This is a genomic window from uncultured Microscilla sp. (assembly GCF_947493425.1).
GTDB lineage: Bacteria > Bacteroidota > Bacteroidia > Cytophagales > Microscillaceae > Microscilla.
In genome coordinates this window covers 66,176-90,919 of sequence record NZ_CANLRP010000010.1, presented here as the reverse complement: position 1 = coordinate 90,919, position 24,744 = coordinate 66,176, and the positions used below count along the sequence as shown (strand labels likewise).

Sequence of the window (24,744 nt, the reverse complement as noted above, 5' to 3'; positions counted from 1 at the left end):
TTTGGTCTAAGAGCGACACTGATTGCTACTTTCGTAAATGCAAATGCTGCTTAAAACACTTTCGCAAGAAGTCTAATGGTTCAAGGCATAATATTATGTTCAATATAAAACTCCGTTTTTATCTTATAGTCGATACAAGCGCTTTTCTTTGGCTTAGGTTATTGCCATAATTTTATGGTTGGATAATACAACAATATAATAGTATCTTGAAATCATACAAAATCTATAGGAACTATAATCATCGTATTGCTCCAGGTCATTACCAGGTTTACTCCCTTTTTTCTTTCTTGAAAAAAAATCGTAAATGCCTCATACACTTCATCAATAGAAAGTACTTTTGCCTGATAACGCAGAGCGTCTTTATCTTTGTACTTAGGGTAGTCAAAAGCCCCCCACTGACCCAGTTCCCGGTTGAAAATCACTGTCCAGTAGTCTTTACCAGGTATGGTAAATATGGTGTAAGTGCCTGCCTTAATTCGTTTTTTATTTATTTTTACATCGTTAATTAAGGTGATTTCAGTAGCTTCGTTTGCTCCGGTTCGCCATATCTTGCCAAAAGGAATTAATGCCCCAAAAACATGACGACCTCTTTTAGAAGGTTGACCATAAGTAACTTTCAAATAATTTCGTTCGTTCTTGAAGGTGGTCATTGTGATAGGGCTCAACTTTCTGGGTGGTTTTACTACCTTTTGTGCCCAGCCAAGTTGTACAACTCCTAACAAGGCAACAAGTGTTAAATATCTCATAGATGAATATTTATGCTTTTTAACAGTTATATCTTAAACAAAAATGGTTTTGAGGATGGTTTTGACTAATTGCCTGAATACCAACATTAATCAATCCTGTAAATCCTAAAATCACTTTTATCTTAGTATATTTTGGTGTATAAATTTACCTGAAAATAAAAATGTATAAGATAAAGTAAAGAGCTCTTGTATAAAACCTACATTCTGCAGCGTTTATTCAAGAAGTGAAAACCAACAGATTAACAAATAATTGCTTTATTTTGCAAAAATCCCACAGTGGTCTTTCAGGTGCCCTCATAAACTTTTAAAACTGCTATTATTATAAAGTGTTGACAATGTATAAATTTAAGAAACTCCTTACTACAAATACAATTCGTAAATTTTGCTTTACCTGTCTTATTTTAGCAGGGATCGTAGCAAATACTCAAGCCCAAACTCCTTGTTTTAGGGCAAAAGACAATGTTACCAGAGGTTGTGCTCCTTTTAGTGTAGAGTTGGTTGATTGTTCGGGAGCAACTACTATTTTTTATAAATACGGTGATGGTAGTACCCAAACCCAGCAAAACACCCATACTTACAGCGAACCTGGGCTTTATGCAGTAACTCAATATATTCAGAAGCCTGGTCAAACCCAGGCAGATAGTTTACAGGTGCAAAACTACATAGAGGTGTTGCCTTCACCTCAACCCGCGTTTGATTTAAAACTGTGTAGCGATAATGCAGTGTTTTTATCTATTCCTGATCAAAACTATGAAGAGTATATCATCAACTGGGGAGATGGCATTACCCAAACAGTATCCAGAGGTGCAGTCAATATTCCTCCTCATAAATATAACTTTGCTCCGGTAACCATCACAGTTACTGGTAATTACGACCCGGGAAATTGTGGGGGTAGTAATGCAGTCATTGTCAATCCAATTGCTAATATTATTCCTGCCGATATTCAATCAGTATCTACCTTGGCCAGAGACCCCACCAACGGAGTAACTCAAATTGTTTTTGGAACCAATGAGAACTTTGAGTATGAAGTAGCTCAAAAAGCCAGTAATGAAAATACCTTTACTTTGATCAAAACCGTAGTAAATACCGCAGGCAGGGTTATTACCGAAAAGTTTCAGAACCTGGACACCGAAAACTTGTCTTATTGCTATAAAGTTACCACCAAAGACCTGTGTGGTAACAAGGTAGAATCAGCAGTATTTTGCAACATGAGTTTGTCTGCCACTGCCCAAAACAATCAGAATACGGTGCAATGGACTCCTTATGCAGGGTCAAACTTTCAACGGTATGTGTTGTACCGTAATCAAAATCCCATACAAGTAATTAACGACATCAATACCTTATCTTATATCGATACAGCGGTTACTTGTAATGAGCAGTATTGTTATAGCGTTGAAGCTGAAACTGGCGTTACCAGTAAGTTGATCATCGCGTCTAATAATGATTGTGTCATTGCTTATTCAGAAGATATTCCTCCTACCATTACCATTTTTAACTCCACAGTAGAGCAAGACAATAGCATCAGGGTGTTTTGGGACATTGAGACTTTTCCACGTATTACCGAATATCTGGTGAGCAGAACCGATACCACATTAAGGTTGAGCACTACCGAGCTTCAGGCTATAGATGTAAACCTGGACGCTGACAATAATCAATATTTCTATAAGATTTTTTACACCAACCAGTGTGGCAACAGTTCTGCAAGATCGTTGATTACCAGCCCAGTATTGTTGAAGGCGTCAAGCATAACAGCCAAAAGCGTACAATTGCAATGGACACACTACCTCAATGCCGAGCAGCGATTTAGTAATTATGAACTGGAGAAGCTAGAAGAAGATGGCACAGTGTATCAAACGGTGCCCCTTACTACCGATACCACCTATACCGATACCCAGCAAGACTTGGAGCGCCAAGTGTTGCGTTACCGTGTAAAAACTTATATAAACCCTGCCACAAACCTGGTAAGTTACTCAAACATAGTAGAGGTAAAACGTAAGTTTAAAATATTTGTGCCCAATGCTTTTACTCCAAACGGTGATGGATTGAATGATACTTTTGAGCCAAAAGCCATTTTTGTGAAAAGTTTCAATATGACAGTGTATAACCGTTTGGGAAAAGTGGTATATCGTTCGCAAGATATTACCCAAGGCTGGGACGGTAATTTTAATGGCAAAGAGGCTACCTCTGATGTATATATTTATACCATCGAAATGACCGATTTGCTGGGCAATGATTTTAAAACCAAAGGTACTTTTACGTTGATTCGCTAAACCTGAATTAGTAAGGGTACTATGAAAACAATTCTTTTTGGTTATTTTTGTAAAAAGATGCGAATCATATAAACCTCAAAAATATGTTTGACTTGAATAATTTGATGGGAAAGGTGAAGGAGATGCAAGATAAGATGAAGGAAGTGCAAGATAGCCTCGCCCAGGTAAAAGTAACTGCTGAGTCGGGTGCTGGAATGGTAAAAGCTACTGTGAATGGTAAACGACAGGTAATTTCAATAGAGGTGGATAAAGACCTTGTAAAACCTGAAGATCAGGACATGATGCAAGATTTGATTGTGGCAGCAATAAATAAAGCTTTAGAAGAAGCAGACGTGGTAGCCAAAGAAGAAATGCAAAAAGCTACTCAGGGAGTGATGCCCAATATCCCTGGTTTCGACCTCAATAACATGATGTAAACTCATTTTTTACTCATTTATTCCTCTTTGATATAAGTCCCTTGCTGGATATAGTCAAAGAGGTTTTACTTTTTATATACCTGCCAAAAAACTGTAGCCATTCACATGACACCCAAAGTTGCCGTAGTAATTCTGAACTATAATGGAAGAGCGTTTCTGGAAAAATTTCTCCCCTCAGTTATCCAATATAGTGACCACCATGCCATTGTAGTAGCTGACAACGCCTCTACTGACGACTCCATTGATTTTATGAAAAACACTTACCCAGAGGTACGCCTAATAGAAATGGAAAGAAATACTGGGTTCAGCCAAGGGTACAATATTGCGCTCAAAGACATAGAGGCGGAGTATTATGTGTTGCTCAACTCCGACGTGGAAGTAACCCCACAATGGCTGCAGCCTATGGTAGAATTTATGGATACCCACCCTCAAGTGGCAGCTTGCCAACCCAAAATTAAGGCGTTTCATTGCAAATCTGACTTTGAATATGCCGGAGCTGCCGGAGGTTTTATAGATAAATTGGGTTATCCGTTTTGCCGGGGACGCATCTTTGACGAGATAGAAGCAGACAAAGGACAGTACAACGATATTTATGAAATATTTTGGGCAACAGGTGCTTGTATGTTTGTGAGGGCATCACTTTACTGGCAACAAGGTGGCTTAGATAATGATTTTTTTGCTCACATGGAAGAAATTGACTTATGCTGGAGGTTCAAAAATGCGGGCTATCAAGTATATTATGTTGGAACCAGTGAAGTTTATCATGTAGGAGGCGGCACATTGCCCAAGTCTAACCCTCGCAAAACTTACCTCAATTTCAGAAATAACCTGGCTTTGTTATACAAAAATTTACCTAAAGGCAAAGTATGGGCTACGCTATGGTGGCGTTTTTGGTTAGATGGAGTGGCTTGGTTACATTTTATGCTCAAAGGGCAGGTAAAAGACGCTTTGGCTATTTCGAGGGCTTATTGGAAATTTTATACCAACGTAAGGTTTTGGCAGAAGAAGCGAAAAAGCAACCCAAATTATGCAATACATCCGCAAATGTTGGGACAAAGTTTAGTTTTTGCGTACTTTTTTAAGAAGAAAAGAAGGTTTCATGATTTAATCTCTTAAATTTGTCGCTTTCTAAGTATTCAACCCTTTGTGCAATGTTTAAAAGTAGCTTGAGTTTCTGGCAAGTTTTATCCACCTTAAGATTAAATATCCCAAACAGAAGGATGTTTACCCTTACGGAAATGTTTACGCATGTTCATAACAAACGCAATAGAGAGATAAATGATAATGGGTGAGCCAAATGTTAAAAAGGAGGTATAAATAAAGAATAGTCGGATGCTTGATTTTGCTATCCCCATCTTTTCTCCTAAAAATGTGCAAACCCCAAAAGCTTGTTTCTCAAAAAATGATTGAATTCGCTGTATCATAACCGATAAAGTGAACTAGGAACTGTACAAAATAGCGATTTTTTTTTTTATTTTACAAAAAATAAGTATTAAAATTGCATCAGCAATAAACTACTTTAAAAGTTAAAAAACCTAAAATTTTTTAAATCATGAGTCAAATGAAAAGAAGCTTACTGGGACTTACGTTTCTGTTTGCTATTGCATTTGTAACAGGATGTAGTGATCCTCTTGCAGAAATGGCCAAGTTAGCGGAGCAACAACAACTCACGGTAGAGCCTAACCCTCTTGAATTGCATGGAAGTAATGTAGGATTTACTTTGTCAGCAAAGTTACCCGTAAAAATGATGAAAAAAGGCACTAAGTATGCCTTAGAAGTAGCTTACGCTTCTGGTGATGCTACTAAATTTATCAAGGGTAAAGATCCTGCAGATAAAACCAACGCTGGAACCATTGAATTTGATGGCGATAAGTATGCTGGTGGCACTGAGGAGCCAAAAATCAGCAAAAAAATGAATTTTGCTTACGAAGAAAAGCATGAGCAAGGTTTTGTTATCATTTATGGTGTAGCAAGCAAAGGTAAAAAAAGCAAAAGATTTGGTCCTATTGGTGTAATGAGCGCTGGTAGCCCTGTAGTAGGTGTAGCTACTACCAGTCGTTTGGTTAAAAATCCTGTAGATGGTATTTCTAACGCTGCTGGTAAAAGCCCATTTGCTTATGCTCAAGATGGTTGGACAAAAGAAAGTGATAAAACTACTTCTTACAACATCAACTTTGAGCAAGGTAGCTCTCGCGTAACTGCCACCACTGGTGACAATAAAAATACAATTGATCTTGCCAAAGCTGCTTTCAAAGCAATGGCTTCTCAGTTTGAAAATGTTGATAATATCCCTGAGTTCAAAGCAAATGGGGCAAGCTCTCACTCTCCTGAAGGACGTGTAGCTATCAACCAAAACTTGCCAGGTCAGCGTTCAAGCGCAGTGGGCAATCAAATGAAGATGATGATGAAAGCTTTTGACTATGGCAAGAAAGTAAAGAAGTTTGACTTTCAGTTTGATAACAAAACTTTGGAAGCTACCTGGCCGGAATTCAAAACTTTGGTACAAGGAAGTTCTTTGAACGAAGATCAAAAGACGGAAGTAGTAGGTATCGTAGACGGAAGCGGTGGATTTGTAGAAAAAGAAAAGAAACTACAAGGTCTTGCTTATTACAATACAATGATGGACGAGATTTACCCAAAAATGCGTTACGCAAAAATGGACATCACTGTGCCAGGTACTACCAAGTCTAAAGCTGACATGGAGAACATTTTGGACAAAATTGTAAAAGGTGAAGAGCCAGCCGACAAATTGACTGAGACTGAGTTCTTGTATATGGCTGCCAACAACCCTAACTACACCAACCGTGTAAAATGGTTAGAAAAAGCGGTTACCAAATATGATACCTGGAAAGTAAACAACAACTTGGGTGCTGCTTACTTAGATGTAGCCTTATTGACCAAAGACAACTCTTATGTTGAAAAGGCATTGGCTTCTTTTGAAAAGGCAAAGGGTAAAAAAGAATCAGGTGAGATTTACTACAACATGGGTATGGCTTACTTGATGAAAGGTGACAATGCCAAAGCAGAAGAGTCTTTTAAGAAAGCCGTAGAAATAGGCGCGGGTGACAACCCTGCAATGACTGGATTGTTGAATGGAATCAAAGGTTACTATGCGATTCAGCAGGCTACCTCTCGCGACGATGGTAAATACAAAGAAGCGTATGAGTTGTTAGCAAGTGCCGCCAGTACTGTGCCTAACTACTTCAACAAAGGTTTGGCTTACTTGTTAGAGGCCAACGACTATGAGCAAGCAAAGGCTTCGTTTAATGCTGCGGCAAAAATGAATGACAAAGATGCCACTACTTTCTATGCATTGGCAGTAGTAGCTGCTCGTCAGGGCAACGAAGGAGAGCTTACTCAAAACTTGAAAAAAGCAGTAGAGTTGAAGAGTGATTTGAAGGCAAAAGCTTTGAAAGATGCTGAGTTCTTCAAGTACAAAACCAAGGCTTCATTTATGGATGCTATCAAGTAATGTTGATTTTGATGGGGCATTCACAAGCTGGATACTTTGATGAATTATTTACTTGAAGTATACCGTTTGTAACTTGTCTATTTAAAATATACAAAGCCTGTTCTGAGAAGAGCAGGCTTTTTTTTCTTTAGAAAAAAGTCAATAGTTACCTAAATTTACCTGTTACTTTTAGTGCAGTAGAAAGCATTGTAACTTATTTTATTTTTTGCTACTTTTGGTTGAGGGCAAGCAATGCAGTTTGCTTTATAGTTACAGCCATTAAAAGCGATTTGCCCACCATTTACACGTTTTAATAAGCTAATTTGATGCAAGGACCCGACCCTAACACCGTGTATCCATTGACACATTATGACCGTTTGTGTTTTTTGAAAAACATTATTAAAAATCCTCATATCATAGTGGGTGACTATACTTATTATGATGATTTTGAGAATGTAGAAAACTTTGAAAAAAACGTAAAGTATCATTTTGATTTTACGGGTGACCAACTCATTATTGGCAAGTTTTGTATGATAGCTTCCGACGTACAGTTTATTATGAATGGAGCCAATCATCTGACTGATGCTATATCTACCTATCCGTTTGCTGTTTTTGGTAACGGATGGGAAGGAGCAATGGAAGGTAAAAGTTACCCTAGTAAAGGTAACATCTCTATTGGCAATGATGTGTGGCTGGGGTATAAAGCCACCATAATGGCAGGAGTAACCATTGGCGATGGAGCTATCGTTGGTAGCCACGCAGTTGTCACCAAAGATGTGCCACCCTATGCTGTAGTAGGAGGCAATCCGGCAAAAGAAATTCGCCTCCGTTTTTCTCCGGAAGTAGTCAGCCAATTGTTGAAAATACAATGGTGGAATTGGGAGTTAGAAAAAATTACTCGAAATGTTCATTTATTGACTAGCAACGATGTAGAAGCATTGAATCATTGTAAATAGTTGACTTATCGCTAAAGTATAAGTGTATGTTTAACTTTGCAGAACCAGCCAAGCGACAAAAAATAAATTATGTCAAAAACCGATGGCTACAGCTTTGCTGTGCCGAGTTTCTAAATCCCCCGAAACAAGTTCGGGGTTGTGAACCGAACTTGTTTCGGGGCTCTGCCAACGGCTAATTGAGCAGAGTTAGTTTACAATTCTGATGCATATCGGAACCGGAGCTACGCGATATTTTTGAAGTAAAGTCAGGGGGCAAATATCGCCGAAATAATGTATCAGATATTTAGAGGTTGAGGTACTAGATCAAGCAATCAGGCATTTGTGATGAGGGGAGAAGCCTGTAAGCCCAAACATGAGAAATAATACTTTTATAATCAGATATTTATAATAAAAAGCACCGCGACACTCGTGGTGCTTTTTATTTGCCTTCAAGTCCATAATTTATTTGTTTTAGGGCTATTCAGTGAAAACCTGAGAAATAGAGTAATAAAAAAGTAGTAATATTGCCTTGATAACTCGCCTGTGTGCACGGGCAATGCTGGTATAGTTTAATAGACATGCCTGTTTATTCATATTACATTATAAAACAAGCTTTTAACAAATGCTGAAAGGTAAAAAAATACTGTTGTCAGTAAGCGGAAGCATAGCCGCTTACAAGTCAGCCTTATTAACCCGATTGTTAGTAAAAGAAGGTGCAGAAGTGAAAATTATTATGACCGAAGCAGCTCAAGGTTTTATCACTCCCCTTACTTTGTCTACTCTCTCCAAAAATCCAGTATTGTCAGATTTTGTAAAAGACAAAACCGGGACTTGGAACAATCACGTAGATTTAGGACTTTGGGCTGATGTAATGCTGATAGCACCTGCCACTGCCAATGTGTTGGCAAAGTGTGCTCAGGGAGTGTGCGATAACCTTTTGCAGGCTACCTATCTTTCGGCAAGGTGTCCGGTGTTGTTTGCGCCGGCTATGGATCTTGACATGTACCAGCATCCCTCTACCCAAAATAACCTTAATCTTTTACAAGCTTTTGGCAACACCATTATTCCTTCCGAACATGGTGAGCTTGCCAGTGGGTTGGTAGGGCAAGGACGCATGGCAGAACCTGAGCATATTGTGGCTTTTTTGGCTTCGATGTTTGCCCAAGAACAACCCCTGGCAGGCATTAAAGCCGTAGTAACTGCAGGCCCTACCTATGAAGCTATAGACCCGGTGCGTTATATTGGAAACCACTCTACTGGTAAAATGGGGTACGCAATTGCCGAGCGTCTTGCCGAACAAGGTGCAGAGGTTACGCTGGTAAGCGGACCAAGTAAGTTGAGCCTCACCCATCCCAGGGTAAATATAGTAAGGGTAACCTCAGCCCAACAAATGTTTGAAGCTACCCGTGCACAATTTGACCAGGCAAAGGTAGTTGTATTGGCAGCAGCAGTAGCCGATTTTACCCCAAAAACTGTGGCAAATCAAAAAATAAAGAAGAAAGAAGGGCAGGAGGGAATGCAAATTGAACTGGTGCGTACAGTAGATATTGCCCAAACTCTGGGAGCTATTAAACGAAATGACCAAGTGATTACAGGCTTTGCTATGGAAACCCAAGATGAGTTGGCAAATGCCAATCGCAAGTTGGAAAAGAAAAACTTTGATATGATAGTACTAAATTCTTTAAATGAAAAAGGGGCAGGTTTTGGGCATGATACCAATAAGGTTACTATTATAGAAAGAGGTAAAGATGCTGTAAATCAGTTGCCTTTGAAGTCTAAAAAAGAGGTTGCGAGTGATATTGTGAAATTGATAGGGGCAAAACTAAAGAGCAATTAAATAATTTTTTTTTAGAAAGTACAATAATTAGACTAATAAAACGGTTCTTAGTATAGACACATAGACTCTTCTATGGGATTATCAGCAAGTTTATTGTTGATAGTTTAACAAAGTAAGTTTTAGTAAAAGTTTGAAGATAGTTTCGCTGAAAAGGTAGATTTTTTTAAAATCTGCCTTTTTTTATTATACCCTATACAAAATATTATGCCAAGTATGGGGGTGCTTCTGAATAATCATTGATCCAAACGAATGATTTGCCCTTCCTGTGCTATATTAAATCCCTGTTTGTTTACTTCTTTTCTTTCTTTACTACCAGGGTTAATCAGCGGATTGGTATGGTTGAAGTGAATAAAATAAACTTTGGACTTTTCTGAGGCAGGTATATCTTTCAACAAAGCGGTGGTTTCTTCTACAAATGGATGAGGAATTTGTGACATATCACGGTTGGCTATTTCACCATTTTTGTAAAAAGTACCATCAATTAAAGCAATGTCTATTGTTTTAATTACTTCTGTCAATTTTAGCTCCCACTTTTGCCATTTATTAATATCAGGAATAAACAATACTGTTTTTTTACTACCCTTTATTTGATACCCCACTGTTTCGGTAAACTCATCACGATGAGGTACTTGTATAGGCGTGATTTGGATTTGTTGACTTAACTGAAAGCTAGAGTCTGCCTGAATAGGTTGGAGATAAATGTTTTTCAAACTCACTAATTGACTCCAGGGACCATTATTGGTGAGGTATTGTCTCATTCGTGGCATCACGTATACCGCCACTCCTTGGGCTCCCATGGCTTCTCTTCCCAAATGTATGAGTCCACTATAGTGTCCTATGTGACCGTGGGTAAGGAAAATGCCCTGAGGAAGCATAGACTCTGAAGCCTGAAACTTGTTCAATACCTGTAATTGTTCACGAAAATCAGGGGTAGCTTCTATCATCCACTTTTTGCCTTCTTGTTGGTCTATAACCCCCAAACTTACGGCAAGTTTTTTCTTATGAGTATTTTGCCATACATCTTTGCAACAATTTTTGGTACAACCTGCCTGTGGATACCCTGCGTCTTGTGCTATGCCAAGTACTACCAGGTATTGTTGGGCTTTGACAGGTGTTGGTTGAATATTATTTGGCTGGGTTTGTTTTGTTGTAGCATTGGTAGAGGAGTGATGGCAGGCAGTCAGGGCTGTAATAAATACAGAGCAAATAAGTAGTAATGACTTCATGGAAATAGATAATTAGTTTATGTGTTTGAGCAAAGCTAAATAAAACAGAAAAAATAAAGTGCTTCAAGGAAATAAAATACTTGTTTATTTCACCTTATACCGATCAGTGGTGATGTTTGGTAGAGTAGGTTATTTTGTGGTTTGACTAAGTTCACAAAGTTGTTCAGAGTCGGCCAAATGGAGCTCACTCAAGGTTTTGTATTTGTTATTTTACATCAATCACAAGTGTTTGAGATTGGTTGAAAAATAATGTATTTCCTTCTTTCAATCTTGGACTAAAACAATCAATATGGTTACAAAGTTTTCATTGGGCTTGATTACCTAAACTGTCTATGTTTGTAAACTTACCTTAATTAAATCAAATCCTGAATTATCAGTTGTTTTTGCTGTAATATTTAGCAAGTAGCCACCTTAAATATGAAATATAATCAATTAGGGCGTTCGAGCCTGGAAGTAAGCCAAATAGCTTTTGGGTGCATGTCATTACAAAGTACTCAAAGCCAATCAACACGTGTTATAAGAGAAGCCTTAGACTTGGGGATTAATTTTTTTGATACTGCCGACTTATACGAGCAAGGCAAAAATGAAACTTTGCTAGGTCGTGCTTTGGGGCAAAAACGCCAAGAAGTAATTATTGCTACCAAAGTGGGCAACCAGTGGAATGCAGAAGGTACTGCCTGGAACTGGAATCCACGTAAAGACTACATTATCTCTGCTGTAGAAGATAGCCTGAAGCGCCTTAGGACTGATTATATAGACTTATACCAATTGCACGGAGGCACTATAGACGACCCCATAGATGAGGTAATAGAAGCATTTGAGCATTTAAAAACCCAAGGTAAAATAAGGGCTTATGGTATTTCGTCTATTCGTCCTAACGTAATTAGAGAATATGCAAGTCGCTCGAACATTGACAGCGTAATGATGCAATATAGCTTACTCGATCGTCGCCCTGAAGAAACCTGCTTAGACTTACTCCGCCAGCACCAGGTATCAGTCATTACCCGTGGTTCGCTTGCTAAAGGCTTGCTTGCAGGCAAACCTGCTCAGGCATATTTAGATCATTCAGCAACAGCTGTAAAAAATGTGGTGGCAACAATACAAAAAATGAGTAGTAAAAACCAGACAACCCCAGCCCTTACAGCTTGCCAATATGTGTTACAAACACCTGTAGTGGCTTCAGCGGTAGTGGGGTTTCGCACCAGTGAGCAACTGAAGGGCTGTACCAATGGAAACCACGTGCCTGCTTTGACAACAGACGACTATGCAATGTTGCAAAATAGTATAGCCCCCAGCCAATATACTGTTCACCGATAAAAAATAATTGAGAGATACAATAGGGAAGTTGTAAACAAGTGTGTATTTTATGATTTCTCATTGGATCTGGGTGCTTTGCTAAAAAAAAACAGTTGAGTTCTGAAAATAAACTTGGTTTTTATGAAGAAGGCTTCTACCGATATTTATGATCCACAATATGTCAAAGGCATGTTTGATCGTATGTCTAAGACTTATGGTACTGCCAACTATTTGTCTTCTTTTGGTTTTACCGAAAGGTGGCGGCGGCAGTGTATCAATGATTTGCCGCCTATTGGTTCTCAGGCCAAAGGTTATGACCTCATGTCGGGCATGGGAGAAGCCTGGGGGTTGATTCAAGGCAAAGTAGGTAGTCAGGGGCAGATTATTGCAGTAGACATTTCAGACGAAATGAACCGAAAAGCGGGTGAACGTCTACAGCAACTCAAGGTGAAAAATATAACTCTCCAGCCACTTGATATACTACAAGGTGAACTGAAGGGTAATTCAGCCGATTTTGTGGTGTCTACTTTTGGTATCAAAACCTTCAATGTTGCCCAACAACAGCGGCTCGCCCAACAAATAGCCCATGTATTGGCACCAGGTGGGGCTTTTGCCCTTATAGAAATATCAAAGCCCAACGGTTGGTTGTTGAAACCTTTTTATATGTTTTACCTCAAAGTAATTATTCCATTCATTGGTAGGGTGTTTTTGGGCAATGCGGTCGATTACAAAATGTTGGGTAAATATTGCAGCGACTTTGGCGATGCCCGTCAGTTTCATAGTTTTTTACTTGAAGCCGGGCTAAACGCAGATTTTAAGACTTATTTTTTTGGTTGTGCTACAGGAGTATTTGGCACAAAGCAGTTATTTGTTAGTAGTTAATATATTTGTTGATGCTATGTGAAACGATCTTTGGTGAAACGTTCAGTGTTTCAAAGAAGTGGGTGAAATATAGACAAGGTTAATCAAAAATTACGATCATTATGAGCGCATACAGACGAGTATCTTATGTAGGAGTTGTGTTGTTTATTTTAGGAGGTGGAGTAGCCGTTTATGGTTTTACGTTTTGGCAAAAAACCCAGAACCTGAAAAAAAACGGCATCAGAACGAAAGGCACAGTATATGAAATAGGCTCCAAGGCAATTTACCGCTTTCCCTTTGTGAAGTTTACAACCAAAAAAGGCGAAGAAATCAGGTTTAGAAGCAAATTGGAAGTAAATGTAGACTTGTTTAATTATAAAATAGGTCAGGAGGTAGATGTAATTTATCACAAATACAACCCTCACAATGCCCGTATAGATAAATTTTGGGAAAATAACATGGCCGAACTTTATTTAACGCTACTTGGGGTTATTATAATGTTTGTAGGTTTAATGGTGCGTTGGTTTTTTATTCGTAAAGTACGCAGGGAGGCTCGCTATTAGTGAGGCGTGTATTTTTAGAACCATTTGGATAATAAACTATTCAGGGCTGGTAGTTCTATTTCTATAAAAAAGAACTTATAACTATTGTTGGGCACTTTATACAAGGTCATCTACTCAGTAGTGATTTAAGAAAAAGAGTTCATTATGATAAAAATAAAAGCAACCCTTGACAGGGCAATGCAGCATTGATTAACACCCAAAAATAAAACCCTAAGTATGTAAGTATTTAGGGTTTGCTTACTCTAGGAACCTTTTACCCTTATGTTCCTGCTATTTTGTCAATTGTTCTTTCCCAAAACATTGTATAGGTAAAGTTAGGTTAGTTGAAATTAATAACTGAATTGACTCTCTAAAGTGCAATTTTTGTTTCATTGTAAGTACCACATTTCTTCTCTTTTTAGCAGTATTTATAGGCTTCAACTTATGTTTTGTGAGTTCTTTTGTCTCATGTTAAGTTTAAGTATTTTTTTACTACCAACTTACCTTACTTTCCTTTGTTTTCTTTAGGTTTTCATACCATTAAAAACTATTTAGTTGGTGATAAAAACCTTTGTTTTATTAGGTGAATTATAGAATGTTTAAATATATTATTTTGTATTAAATTATTATGGGTTTGTGGATGTTATTTTAAGTTGTTTTTTATGATTTTGTGAAAGATGAAATAAAGTTTTGTTTTTTTAGATGTATTTCTACCTTTGCGACCAGATTGTTACATATAATATTGATTGTATGTGACAATTAAGGAAAGGTATAATATATACATCACAACTAACAAACCATTAAAACATGTTATTTTTAAAGAAAATTGTATTATTTTTAGTTTTTGCTGCTTTTATAGTAAGCTGTGCTAAAAAAGAGAATGTAGCCCCTGCTAAGGCGGAGCAATCACAAAAATCAGGAGAATTAAAAGCCATTTTGGACAATGCTCAGGCAAACCCAAATGCCAGAACAAGTGGTGCGATTCAACTAGGAATTCCTTTTGAGATTGGATTAGATGATATTCGTTATTCATTGGATGCAAGATTTGTGATCCGTCTTGATAATGTACAAGACTCAAGATGCCCAAAAGGTATGATGTGTGTACGTGCTGGTGGAGCTAAAGTATCATTTTCGGCTTATCAAGGTCAGTATTTTAATTTTGATCTTGAAACTGTAAATGTATTGCCTACCTCTGCACCTGTACAGAGAACTTTTAATGGTTATACTTTAAAGCTGATAGATGTAAGTCCTTATCCGGCAGTGAATATAAAATTCCCGAAAAGTGCTTACAAAGCCACTTTAGTACTTACTAAAGATGAAGCACCTGTAAAAGTTGTTTTAAGTACTCCTTTTGAGTTGGAATTGGGTGGAAAAGCCAAATTAGGAAACGCGCTCAACCTTGAATTTAAAGAAGTAATGGAAGATAGCCGATGCCCTGAAGGTACCCAGTGTGTATGGCAGGGTAGGGTTAAACTACTTTTTGTTGCCAACAATGATCAAAAAATGGATTTGACTCTTGAAGCAGGTAAACCTCAATTGGCAAGGTTTGACTACCAAGGTTTTACCATCGAGCTATTAAATGTAGTGCCTTATCCAGTAGCTGGCAACGCTAACCAAGGCGTATACAAGGCCACTGTTGTAGTCACTCAATCACCTTCTTTTGGTAGCGAGTTTGAAATGAGCTATGGAACTACTGTTAACATCAAGGATTTTGATCTTACCTTCAATGAGGTAGAAGATAGCAGATGCCCTGAAGGTGCACAGTGCATTTGGGCAGGCAATGTAAAAGTAAATTTCAAAGTAGGTGGGTTTGGATTTACATTGACTAAAGAAGCTGGAAAACCTGAGTTGGCTCAGACCACGATCAATGGCTACATGGTTAAGTTGGTAGAAGTAAGCCCTTATCCTAGCGTAGGTACTACCATCAACAAAGCCAATTATAGAGCAAAAGTAGTGGTAACTAAAGCTAACTAATATTGTCAGGTTTTAGAGAAAAAAGCTGGATAAATATGTTTTCCCCACAAAGTACCAAGATAGGTGCTTTGTGGGGATTTTTTATGCGTGTATGTGTTCACCATAATAAAGTATATTTCCTTTTTAATGAACTCACTGTCAGTATTTAATAATAGTGTAATAGGCAAGCCGACTTTTAATATAGTAATTTTTTTTGATATAAAAAAAGAGTAAGGAATAACCAGAAAATATAAGCTTAAAACCTCAACATTTAGAATAAAAAAGTGGTTAGATAGCATATAACTTTTCTTTTATTTTTTTAAAAAAATAAAAGAAATAGTGGAATGCACCAGTAAATCAATCATAATACTAATGGCACTATAGCGAGATGTATTATTTCACTTTATTAAAATATTCTTGCATTATGAAAATACTATCTAACACTATTTTATTCTTACTCATTACAAGCTTTACTTTTGCTCAATATGCTCCAAAAAAGGATGAGATTAAATACCTGGAAGACCACAAAAAATTAAGGCTAAGTCTGAGGGGGGGAATGAGTTTTTTGACAGGGAGTAATACTGGAGAAGCCAATGCCAACCTAAGTGAAGCAAGAGAGCAGATGCAGTCGGGACTACAATATGGAGCCGATATACACTATTTTACTAGTGAGTTTACAGGTTGGGGGGTCAAGTTTGCTTCGTTTCAATCAAGTGCTGCTACTACAGTATCAGTATTACAAAACAATGGTGCTCCGGTTACCAAAGATTATGCAGAGAATATGGTAAATCGGTTTTATGGCCCTTCATTCACTACACGTATTTTATCAAACAATGCCAAAAATATATATACCCTGGGGTTTGCGATGGGGTATGTAGATTATACCAATCAGGTAAACTTCTTTGGAGATGATTTTGTGGTCAAGTCAAACGCCTTTGGGCTTACCTGGACAGCCGGATGGGATCTGATGTTTAGCAAAAATTTGGGGATTGGTCTGGCTTTGTCTTATACTATGGGCACCTTAAGCAGGTTTACAGCCGATGGAGCAAGTTCTGCACAGTTAACAAGCCTTAACGAAACGCTTTCTTCTGACATTTCTCGTTTTGAAGTAACCCTGGGGCTATCACTTTATAAATAATGGATGCTATTAGGCTCAATCCAACAAACGGCTTGCTTTAGCCGTTTACAACAACAACTATTCACAGAGTTATCACGTAGTTAAAAAAAATGACTACTAAACAATCATTTCATTATGACCCAACAAGAGATATTAGACAGATTCGGTAGTTTGGAAAAGTTGATTACAGACACCAACTTCCGAAACGCCCTCAAAAAAGATCCTCGTAAAGCCCTTGCACAAGAACTTTCTGGTGTGACCATTCCTGATAATGTAAGCCTCATCGTGCATGAAAACACCGCCAATGAAATGCACATTATTTTATTGCCTGATGCTGAAGTTTCGGGAGAAGACATGCCCGATGATGACCCAATGGAAGTGGTGTTAGACAAGGCAATGGCAGATAAAAGTTTCAAAGATTTGCTGATGATAGACCCCAAAGGTGTGTTGGCAAAAGAACTTCCAGATTTTTATGTACCCGACGAGTTTAAGGTATATTTCCACGAAAATACAGCAACCGAATGGCACTTGTTGATTCCGTCGTTGGAAACTGAAGACGAAGATGGTGAGCTAAGCGAGGATGAGCTTGAGGCAGTTGCCGGAGGAGCTGGACGAAGGCGCAGACGCCGCCGTCGTGGTCCCCATATTGGGCGTCGTCGTGGAGGCAAAGGTCCTCGTTGCCGCAAGAGAAGATTCCGTTAAACATCATTATATATTTTAATCCATTATTCAATAGATAAAAGACTTTCTGCATTTTGTGGAAAGTCTTTTTTATTTGTATGGGTTTTGGTTTATTTTATGCTAACTGTTCATAAGCAACTGTTAATCCAACATTGGTTTTGCATGACAAGTTTAGGTCAAATGTTCAACATCGCTCACCAACTGTCGCTTGTTGCTCATAACTTAAGTTTGCTACCATTTAAACAATTAATCAACAAAATACATGGCTGACACAAAAAAACAGATTTTTCGGGAAAAGGCTTTAGAACGCTTGTCTTCGCCCGATAATATACAAGAGTTGGTACAGGTGACGTCTACTCGTAGTTGGTTGGCTTTGATTGCCTTGGGTGGGCTTATCTTTGCCTTGTTGTTGTGGAGTTTCTTTGGTGAGTTACCCAAAACTGTTCGGGGTAAGGGCATATTGATTCAGTCGGGAGGCATTGCTGACATTACATCTATGGGCTCAGGTATTGTAGACCAGGTATTGGTACGTGAAGGTGAAAGTGTTTCTAAGAATGACACCATTGCCATTGTAGCACAACCAGAACTAAGGCTGCAAATAGAAAATGCTCAAGAAAAACTGACCTACCTAAAAGAAAAGCGTAACCGAATTATCAATTATACCATAAAATCGGTCAGGAAAAAACAGCTGCTTAAGGCAAAGTATGCATTGGAAGACAACAAGCAGGGCAAAATAAAGCGGTTGCTCAAGCAGCAAGAGCTGAAGTTTAAAAACCTGGAGTTGTTGCTACAGAGGAAGCGTATACCCAAAGCAGAAGTAGACAAGGCGCACTTGATTTACCTGACTACTAAAACCCATTATGACTCATTAGAAACAGTATTACAACGTTATAACCAACAAATTTTTGCCTTACCAGGGGTAAAAGACCAAGAGTTGGAAACACTAGAGTCAGATATAAATGACTTGAGGGGGAATATCAGCGAAATGAATGTAAAGTTTAATCTGTTGACTTACATCAAAAGCTCTTACGAAGGCAAAGTGATAGAGTTGATGGCAAAAAAAGGCCAGCTTGTAGAGCAGGGTGCGCCTATTATAAGTCTTGAGGTAGAAGACCATAAGTATGAAGGTTTGGAAGCTGTGATTTATATTCCGCCCGAAGACGGTAAAAAAGTAGCTCAAGGGATGGAAGTAAAAATAGCTCCCACCACAGTCAAAATAGAAGAGACTGGTTACATCAAAGGTAAGGTAGTGCAAGTATCGGGTTACCCTTCTACCAAGTATGGCATGACCCGTATCTTGGGTAATCAGGAGTTGGTGCATGCATTTACCGGACAAGACCCTCCCATTGCGGTATTTGTAGCTTTAGAGCAAGACTCTACCGCTTATAGTGGTTATGTATGGACTACCCAAAGATCACCTGAAATCAAGATCAATGCAGGAACCTTATGTTCAGCAAATATTATCATTAAAAAAGAAAAACCTATAGGCTTGCTCATTCCTGGTTTGAGCAATTAATTATTCAAACCAACCCCCCGTCGATCTATAGCATACTATATTATGAGCGAACAAAAGATAAATACTACAGCTAAGGTTCAAAAAACTAAAAGAGCCAAAACCCCCAATTTGCTGCAAATGGAAGCCGTAGAATGTGGTGCTGCTTCTTTGGCGATGGTGTTGGGGCACTATGGTAAATACTTGCCTTTAGAGCAATTGCGCTACGACTGTGACGTAACCCGTGATGGTAGCAAGGCAAGTAATATTCTAAAAGCTGCCCGTAAGTATGGACTCAAAGCTAAAGGTTATCGCAAAGACCCCGAAGAGTTGTTGCAAATGCCCATGCCCACCATTATTCATTGGAACTTTAACCATTTTTTGGTACTGGAAGGCATCAACCGAAGCAAAGATCGGGTATATATCAACGACCCCGCGCAAGGGCACAGAGTGGTATCTTATGCCGAGTTTGACGAAGCTTTTACTGGAGTAGCCCTTACTTTTGAGCCTGAGCCGCATTTTACGAAAGGTGGACGAAAGCCTCAAATATGGCATGCCGTTAGAGAACGTATCAAGGGCTATAAAAAAGATTTGCTGTTTGTAGTATTGGTGGGACTATTGATGGTTGTACCAGGACTTGCCATTCCTGTATTTTTACAACTCTTTGTGGACGAAATTCTGGTAGAAGGGCTCAATGACTGGTTAATACCATTGATTATGGGTATGGGCGTTGCAGCCTTGCTCCAGGGTGTGCTCGAGTGGCTCAAAAACCGTTACTTGTTACGTTTAGAAACCAAAATGAGCCTGGCTACTTCTTCCAGGTTTTTTTGGCATGTGTTGCGGTTGCCTGTCGATTTTTTTCAACAACGTTATGCCGGAGATATTGGCTCAAGAGTAGAAACCAACAGCGATGTCTCAGAATTGCTTTCTCGGCAGTTTGCCCGTAATTTTCTTGATTTGTTGCTCATTGTATTTTTCTTTGTAATTATGCTACAATACGATTTGGTGTTGTCATTGGTAGGTTTAGGGTTTGCTTTGGTCAATATTCTGGCGCTTCGATTAGTGGCAGAGAAACGCGAAGAAAGTTATAGTCAGTTTCAACAAGCAGAAGGTAAATTGACTGGAGTGGCTATGAGTGGCTTGCAAATGATAGAAACGATCAAAGCAAGTGGAGGAGAGGATGATTTTTTTAGAAAATGGGCGGGTTATATGACCAAGGTGGTCAATGCTGAACAAAAAAATGCAAGTTGGGGTATATTCCTGAATGCAGTGCCTACTGTACTGAGTGCACTTACTACCATTACTATATTGACATTAGGCAGTATACGGGTAATGGATGGCTACATGACCATTGGCATGTTAGTGGCTTTTCAGAGCCTGATGGCGAGTTTCTCAGAACCAGTAGAAAACCTGGTAAACCTGGGCGGAAAACTGCAGGAAGCCAAGGGTGATATGAACCGCCTCGATGATATAATGAAAGCCCCTATTGATGAGCAAACCGAGCAAAATGCGCATAAGTTTGAGCATGGTCAAAGTTTTGACTACAGCATTATTACTAAAAAGCTAGAGGGTTACATTGAGTTTCGTAATGTTACTTTTGGCTACAGTCGTTATGCTGAGCCTTTGATAGAAGATTTTAATCTAAAAATAGAACCTGGCGAGCGGGTAGCTTTAGTAGGTGGGTCGGGTAGCGGTAAATCTACTCTTGCCAAGTTGTTGGCAGGGTTGTATCAACCCTGGAGTGGAGAGATATTGCTGGATGGCAAACCCCGAAATTCTATCCCGCGTGAAGTAGTCAATAACTCGTTGGCTATGGTAGACCAAGATATTTTTCTGTTTGAAGGTGCTACCAAAGAAATATTGACTTTATGGGACAATACCATTCCTGATTATTTGATTACACAAGCTGCTAAAGATGCTTGTATTCATGATGTAATAGGTTCGCGTAAAGATGGTTATGAGGGATATATTGCCGAAGCTGGCAAAAACCTGAGCGGGGGACAACGGCAACGTCTGGAGATTGCCCGTGCGCTGGTAGGCAATCCGTCGGTACTGGTGTTGGATGAAGCAACCAGTGCGCTCGATCCATTGACTGAGAAAGAAATAGAAAACAACATCCGCCGTCGCTCTTGCTCAGTATTGGTAGTAGCTCATCGTTTAAGTACCATTCGTGATAGTGATGAAATAATTGTGTTGCGTTATGGCAAAATTGTAGAGCGGGGTACTCACGAAGAACTTAAAGCAAAGGAGGCAGCTTATGCGGCATTAATAAAGATGTGATATAAAAAATAAAAGAAGCTAATGGGGATGTATTCGTAGATACAGCCCCTTTTTTGTGCTTAAGCCAAAGTATTGGCTACCTGCTTTATCGTATGTGTAACGCTTTCTTCTTTATGGATTAAACCTTGTGCTACATTACAAATATCTTCCAGGATATTGGTCGAGAAGCTGAAGCTTAAAATATTTGTGATAGGCTGAACAGCTACTATATCATTGATAGAACCTATAAAAACTGTATTGCTTGTTTTTTCAGCTATAGCTTGGTTGACTGGTTTGACAGTTTCTTTCTTCGCTGCGGGTTTTGTCTTTACAGTACTCGCCTTTGGAGCTGGTTTAGCAGTTTCTTTCTTCGCTGTGGGTTTTGCTTTTGCAGTATTCGCCTTTGGAGCTGGTTTAGTCGCTTCTTTTTTGGCTGTGGGTTTTGTTACAGTTGCTTTTGCCGATTTTTCTTTTTCAGTCTTTTTTTGTTTTGCCATTGTTCAACAAGTTTGGAAATGAATAGATCAATTAATTTATAACGTGTGTCAATTATTTTTGTTTATTGTAATTAAATAGTTGATAATTAACATGTTATAAATAGACCTTGTTTGAGTTAAAGTTCTAATGACAAAGATTAGGCTTATTAATCCATTTGTCAATCATTTTGTTGTCCAATTTTATATTTTTAGTATATCTATTTGGTTTTGACCGTGTGCTCAGTAAGTTTAGTGAAAAAAAATAATTAAACAAAATGTTTAATTTATTGTTCATAGAAAATATGGTTTTATTAGCTTTGAATAATCAAAAGCTAAGATATGAGCAATCAATATGACAAAATACTTAAGGAGGGTATAGGTGAATACTTTTTGTCTTTGAGTAAAATCCACTTAGGTATAGAAGTAGCAAGCAGCGAAGAACTCAAGGATAAGTTGCAAACAACCCTAGAGCGAGAAGCTGATTTTTTGAGAAAAATCACTACACCCCAAGGCGAGCAAATGATTGTTCAGCTGGAGTTCCAGACCACCAACGAACAGGGGATGGCAGAGCGAATGCAGCTGTATTTTGCTATTTTGCAACAAAAATATAAACTTCCTGTGCGCCAGTTTGTAATTTATGTGGGCAGCAAGCCACCCAAAATGCGTACTCGCCTAAAGCCAGAAGAGATTTTTACAGGGTTTGAATTGCTTGACTTGAGGCAAGTCAGTTATACCCAATGGCTTGAATCTGAAATACCAGAAGAAGTCTTGCTGGCGGTGCTGGGCGATTTTCGGCAGACAGATGCTTTACAAGTTTTGAAACAAATAATTTCAAAACTTATCAAACTAATTGATGACCCTGGTACGTTACAAAAGTATATCAGGCAACTTGCTATACTTGCCCGACTAAGAAATTTAACTATTGAAACCGAACAAACATTAGAATATATGGGACTTACTTATGACATTGAAAAAGATGCTTTTTATCAAAAAGGGGTGAAAAAAGGCAAGCAAGAAGAGAAGTTAGAGCTCACCATTGGCTTGTTGAAGTCAGGTAAAATGACCTTACAGGAAATAGCCTACCTCACAAAAATTACTGTAGAAGAGGTACAAAAAATTGCGGATCAGATCAAATAAGTTTTTGTATGGCATTGACTTATGACATTGAAAAAGATGCTTTTTATCAAAAAGGCGTAAAAAAAGGTAGAAAGGTAGGAATTGAAGAAGGAGAAAAAAAGGGCATACTTCAAGCTGCGCTGAACATGAAAAAAGCAGGCTTTTCTACCGAAGATATTATGAAGGCTACCAATTTGAACAAAGAACAAGTTGAGCAGCTCTAAACCAAAACAATAAGCAAGCAGGAGCGTATCTAATGGGCTTGTCACTTTTTTCTGAGGGTTAACAATCTCGCCCTTTGATTTGATCCAGTTGTGGGGACACCACCAGAGGCGACAATAAAACCGTTCAAGAAACTTTAAATACTATGGCATTGACTTATGACATTGAAAAAGATGCTTTTTATCAAAAAGGCGTAAAAAAAGATAGAGAAGAGTTAAGCTTTGGGTAAACATACCAAGATAGCCATTGTTTCATGCTTATGAGTACCCGCTTTTTTAGGCGTTTTATTCCGTATTTGTCTTGACGAAGACTTAAAGCGCAGGTAAAGCATTTGAAAAAATAACCACCTCTATAATGTAATTCCTGGCAAAGTGATAACGGCACAATGTTCACCAAAAACAGGAAAAATGCTGGAATAAGCCAAATTGGTGCTTTTATTGTACATAAAAAGAAATCTACATCTGGTAAGGGTTGCCAGATGTATTTTTTTTGTGTTAAACCAATGACAATTCCCGTGAAAACATTCTTTTGTTCTTTATCTTTTCTAATAGTATTTATGTTTGCTGCCCAAGCACAAAAATACAAAGGGTATAAGTCTATGAAAGACGCCCTTAAAAATCCTGAAGCCGTACACAAACTCAATATAAGCAATCAACAACTCACCAGTTTACCCAAAGGCATTGACCGCCTCCCTGGTTTGTTAGTGTTGGGGGTTTCGGGCAACAAGATAGAGGTGTTGCCTTCTACAATTGATCAATTACAACAGCTCGAAGAACTCTGGTTCAATCACAATCACTTGCATACTTTGCCCGAAAGCATAGGTAAGCTGAAAAAACTTCACGAGCTTTGGCTTAACCATAACCACCTTACGAAGTTACCTGAAAGCATAGGTGAGCTCAACCATCTGGAAGATTTATGGCTTGACCATAACCAACTGACTGTTTTGCCCGAAAGCATAGGTAAACTGAAGCATTTGGGTATTTTAAATCTGGGGCACAACGACCTCATCGAGTTGCCCGAAAGCATAAGCAAACTACAAAACCTGAAGAGTCTTTATCTCAACAAAAACAAGCTCGCAGTGCTGCCCGAAAGCATTGGCTTGTTGCAAAACCTACAATACCTCGATGCCCAATCGAATCGCTTGCAAAGCATACCCGAAGAAATAGGTCAACTCAAAAACCTGAAGTACCTTTCGGTAGACGGCAACCACCTGGCTGTAGTGCCCGAAAGCATAGGCGAACTAGAGCACCTCAAAGAACTTCACTTGTCGCACAACCGCCTTACTTTTTTGCCCGCAAGCATTGCTCAACTCAAAACCCTCAAAGATTTATACCTATTATATAACAAACTTACTGGTTTGCCACCTGGTTTTGGCAAACTTCAAAACCTGAGAGACATTAACTTGTCACATAATAGAATCACTACTTTTCCTATGGCAATTACTAAGCTTACCCAGCTTAAATCATTGGCTTTAGACAGCAACCAACTGACGGCATTGCCCGCAAATGTGGGTAACCTTGAACAGTTAGAGGTACTTTCGCTCAACGACAATCAACTCACCAAGTTACCTAAGTCTATAGGCAAGCTTACCAACCTCACCACCTTGTCATTGATCAATAATAAGCTCACCGATGTACCTGCTGAGATTCAAAACCTGCCCAATCTGGAATATTTAGTGTTGGAAGGCAACCCTATTTCAAAGAAAAAACTGAAAAAAATTCAAAAACGACTACCTAATTGTACTATAGATTTTTAAGGTTGCTTTTTGTTTTTTTTAATGGTTTTGTGATGATTTACAAAACCATTTTTTGCTTAAGGGCTTAATATGTTTATAATACACATTACCAA

At 38.6% G+C, this 24,744-nt stretch carries 20 protein-coding genes; 17 read left to right on the top strand and 3 right to left on the bottom strand.

What is annotated here, in order from left to right; all coding sequences use genetic code 11:
• Positions 1-212: 212 nt before the first annotated feature.
• Positions 213-746, bottom strand: a complete 534-nt coding sequence (locus tag Q0954_RS05110) for a DUF2911 domain-containing protein (RefSeq protein WP_299454516.1) — start codon at positions 744-746, stop codon at positions 213-215.
• 335 nt (positions 747-1,081) lie between these two features.
• On the opposite strand from Q0954_RS05110, the gene Q0954_RS05105 reads away from it, so the two are divergent.
• The 6 genes from Q0954_RS05105 (at position 1,082) to coaBC (ending at position 9,655) form a co-directional block, all read left to right on the top strand.
• Positions 1,082-3,016: a T9SS type B sorting domain-containing protein gene (locus Q0954_RS05105; protein ID WP_299454515.1), complete on the top strand. Its 1,935-nt coding sequence runs from the start codon at positions 1,082-1,084 to the stop codon at positions 3,014-3,016.
• Positions 3,017-3,099: 83 nt separating this feature from the next.
• Positions 3,100-3,432, top strand: coding sequence for a YbaB/EbfC family nucleoid-associated protein (locus tag Q0954_RS05100; RefSeq protein WP_002699064.1), 333 nt, complete (start codon positions 3,100-3,102; stop codon positions 3,430-3,432).
• A gap of 105 nt (positions 3,433-3,537) precedes the next feature.
• A complete protein-coding gene (locus Q0954_RS05095) occupies positions 3,538-4,548 on the top strand; it encodes a glycosyltransferase family 2 protein (protein ID WP_299454508.1) in 1,011 nt (336 codons plus the stop codon).
• A 445-nt stretch (positions 4,549-4,993) separates the two neighbouring features.
• On the top strand, positions 4,994-6,904 hold the full coding sequence (locus Q0954_RS05085) for a tetratricopeptide repeat protein (protein WP_299454505.1): 1,911 nt from the start codon (positions 4,994-4,996) through the stop codon (positions 6,902-6,904).
• Between the two features lie 305 nt (positions 6,905-7,209).
• Positions 7,210-7,839 carry a CatB-related O-acetyltransferase gene (locus Q0954_RS05080; RefSeq protein WP_299454503.1) on the top strand — a complete coding sequence of 210 codons (630 nt, stop codon included), beginning with the start codon at positions 7,210-7,212 and terminating at the stop codon, positions 7,837-7,839.
• A gap of 601 nt (positions 7,840-8,440) precedes the next feature.
• Positions 8,441-9,655 carry a bifunctional phosphopantothenoylcysteine decarboxylase/phosphopantothenate--cysteine ligase CoaBC gene (coaBC, locus tag Q0954_RS05075; protein ID WP_299454500.1) on the top strand — a complete coding sequence of 405 codons (1,215 nt, stop codon included), beginning with the start codon at positions 8,441-8,443 and terminating at the stop codon, positions 9,653-9,655.
• Between the two features lie 233 nt (positions 9,656-9,888).
• Here the strand turns inward: coaBC and Q0954_RS05070 are convergent, their stop codons facing one another.
• On the bottom strand, positions 9,889-10,881 hold the full coding sequence (locus tag Q0954_RS05070; protein WP_299454498.1) for an MBL fold metallo-hydrolase: 993 nt from the start codon (positions 10,879-10,881) through the stop codon (positions 9,889-9,891).
• Positions 10,882-11,298: 417 nt separating this feature from the next.
• On the opposite strand from Q0954_RS05070, the gene Q0954_RS05065 reads away from it, so the two are divergent.
• The 8 genes from Q0954_RS05065 to Q0954_RS05030 all read left to right on the top strand — a co-directional run bounded on the left by Q0954_RS05065 (position 11,299) and on the right by Q0954_RS05030 (position 21,103).
• Positions 11,299-12,198 (top strand): aldo/keto reductase, encoded by a 900-nt coding sequence (locus tag Q0954_RS05065; RefSeq protein ID WP_299454495.1) that lies wholly within the window; start codon positions 11,299-11,301, stop codon positions 12,196-12,198.
• 120 nt (positions 12,199-12,318) lie between these two features.
• Positions 12,319-13,059 carry a class I SAM-dependent methyltransferase gene (locus Q0954_RS05060; RefSeq protein WP_299454492.1) on the top strand — a complete coding sequence of 247 codons (741 nt, stop codon included), beginning with the start codon at positions 12,319-12,321 and terminating at the stop codon, positions 13,057-13,059.
• A gap of 101 nt (positions 13,060-13,160) precedes the next feature.
• The gene (locus tag Q0954_RS05055; RefSeq protein WP_299454489.1) at positions 13,161-13,601 is read left to right on the top strand and encodes a DUF3592 domain-containing protein; all 441 of its coding nucleotides are present in this window, start codon (positions 13,161-13,163) and stop codon (positions 13,599-13,601) included.
• Between the two features lie 786 nt (positions 13,602-14,387).
• Entirely contained in the window at positions 14,388-15,554 is a 1,167-nt protein-coding gene (locus tag Q0954_RS05050) for a hypothetical protein (RefSeq protein WP_299454486.1), read from the top strand.
• 403 nt (positions 15,555-15,957) lie between these two features.
• A complete protein-coding gene (locus Q0954_RS05045; protein WP_299454484.1) occupies positions 15,958-16,671 on the top strand; it encodes a hypothetical protein in 714 nt (237 codons plus the stop codon).
• A gap of 114 nt (positions 16,672-16,785) precedes the next feature.
• Positions 16,786-17,352 carry a hypothetical protein gene (locus Q0954_RS05040; RefSeq protein WP_299454481.1) on the top strand — a complete coding sequence of 189 codons (567 nt, stop codon included), beginning with the start codon at positions 16,786-16,788 and terminating at the stop codon, positions 17,350-17,352.
• A gap of 241 nt (positions 17,353-17,593) precedes the next feature.
• Positions 17,594-18,847, top strand: coding sequence for an NHLP bacteriocin system secretion protein (locus tag Q0954_RS05035; protein WP_299454479.1), 1,254 nt, complete (start codon positions 17,594-17,596; stop codon positions 18,845-18,847).
• A 42-nt stretch (positions 18,848-18,889) separates the two neighbouring features.
• Positions 18,890-21,103, top strand: coding sequence for an NHLP family bacteriocin export ABC transporter peptidase/permease/ATPase subunit (locus tag Q0954_RS05030; RefSeq protein ID WP_299454476.1), 2,214 nt, complete (start codon positions 18,890-18,892; stop codon positions 21,101-21,103).
• Positions 21,104-21,162: 59 nt separating this feature from the next.
• Here Q0954_RS05030 and Q0954_RS05025 read toward each other — a convergent pair whose 3' ends face one another.
• Complete coding sequence (locus Q0954_RS05025) at positions 21,163-21,579, bottom strand: hypothetical protein (protein ID WP_299454474.1); 417 nt, start codon at positions 21,577-21,579, stop codon at positions 21,163-21,165.
• 318 nt (positions 21,580-21,897) lie between these two features.
• Here Q0954_RS05025 and Q0954_RS05020 point away from each other — a divergent pair, with 318 nt between their 5' ends.
• The 3 genes from Q0954_RS05020 to Q0954_RS05010 all read left to right on the top strand — a co-directional run bounded on the left by Q0954_RS05020 (position 21,898) and on the right by Q0954_RS05010 (position 24,652).
• Positions 21,898-22,695 (top strand): hypothetical protein, encoded by a 798-nt coding sequence (locus tag Q0954_RS05020; RefSeq protein ID WP_299454471.1) that lies wholly within the window; start codon positions 21,898-21,900, stop codon positions 22,693-22,695.
• An 8-nt stretch (positions 22,696-22,703) separates the two neighbouring features.
• Positions 22,704-22,898, top strand: coding sequence for a hypothetical protein (locus Q0954_RS05015; protein WP_299454468.1), 195 nt, complete (start codon positions 22,704-22,706; stop codon positions 22,896-22,898).
• 512 nt (positions 22,899-23,410) lie between these two features.
• Positions 23,411-24,652, top strand: coding sequence for a leucine-rich repeat domain-containing protein (locus tag Q0954_RS05010; RefSeq protein WP_299454466.1), 1,242 nt, complete (start codon positions 23,411-23,413; stop codon positions 24,650-24,652).
• Positions 24,653-24,744: the final 92 nt, after the last annotated feature.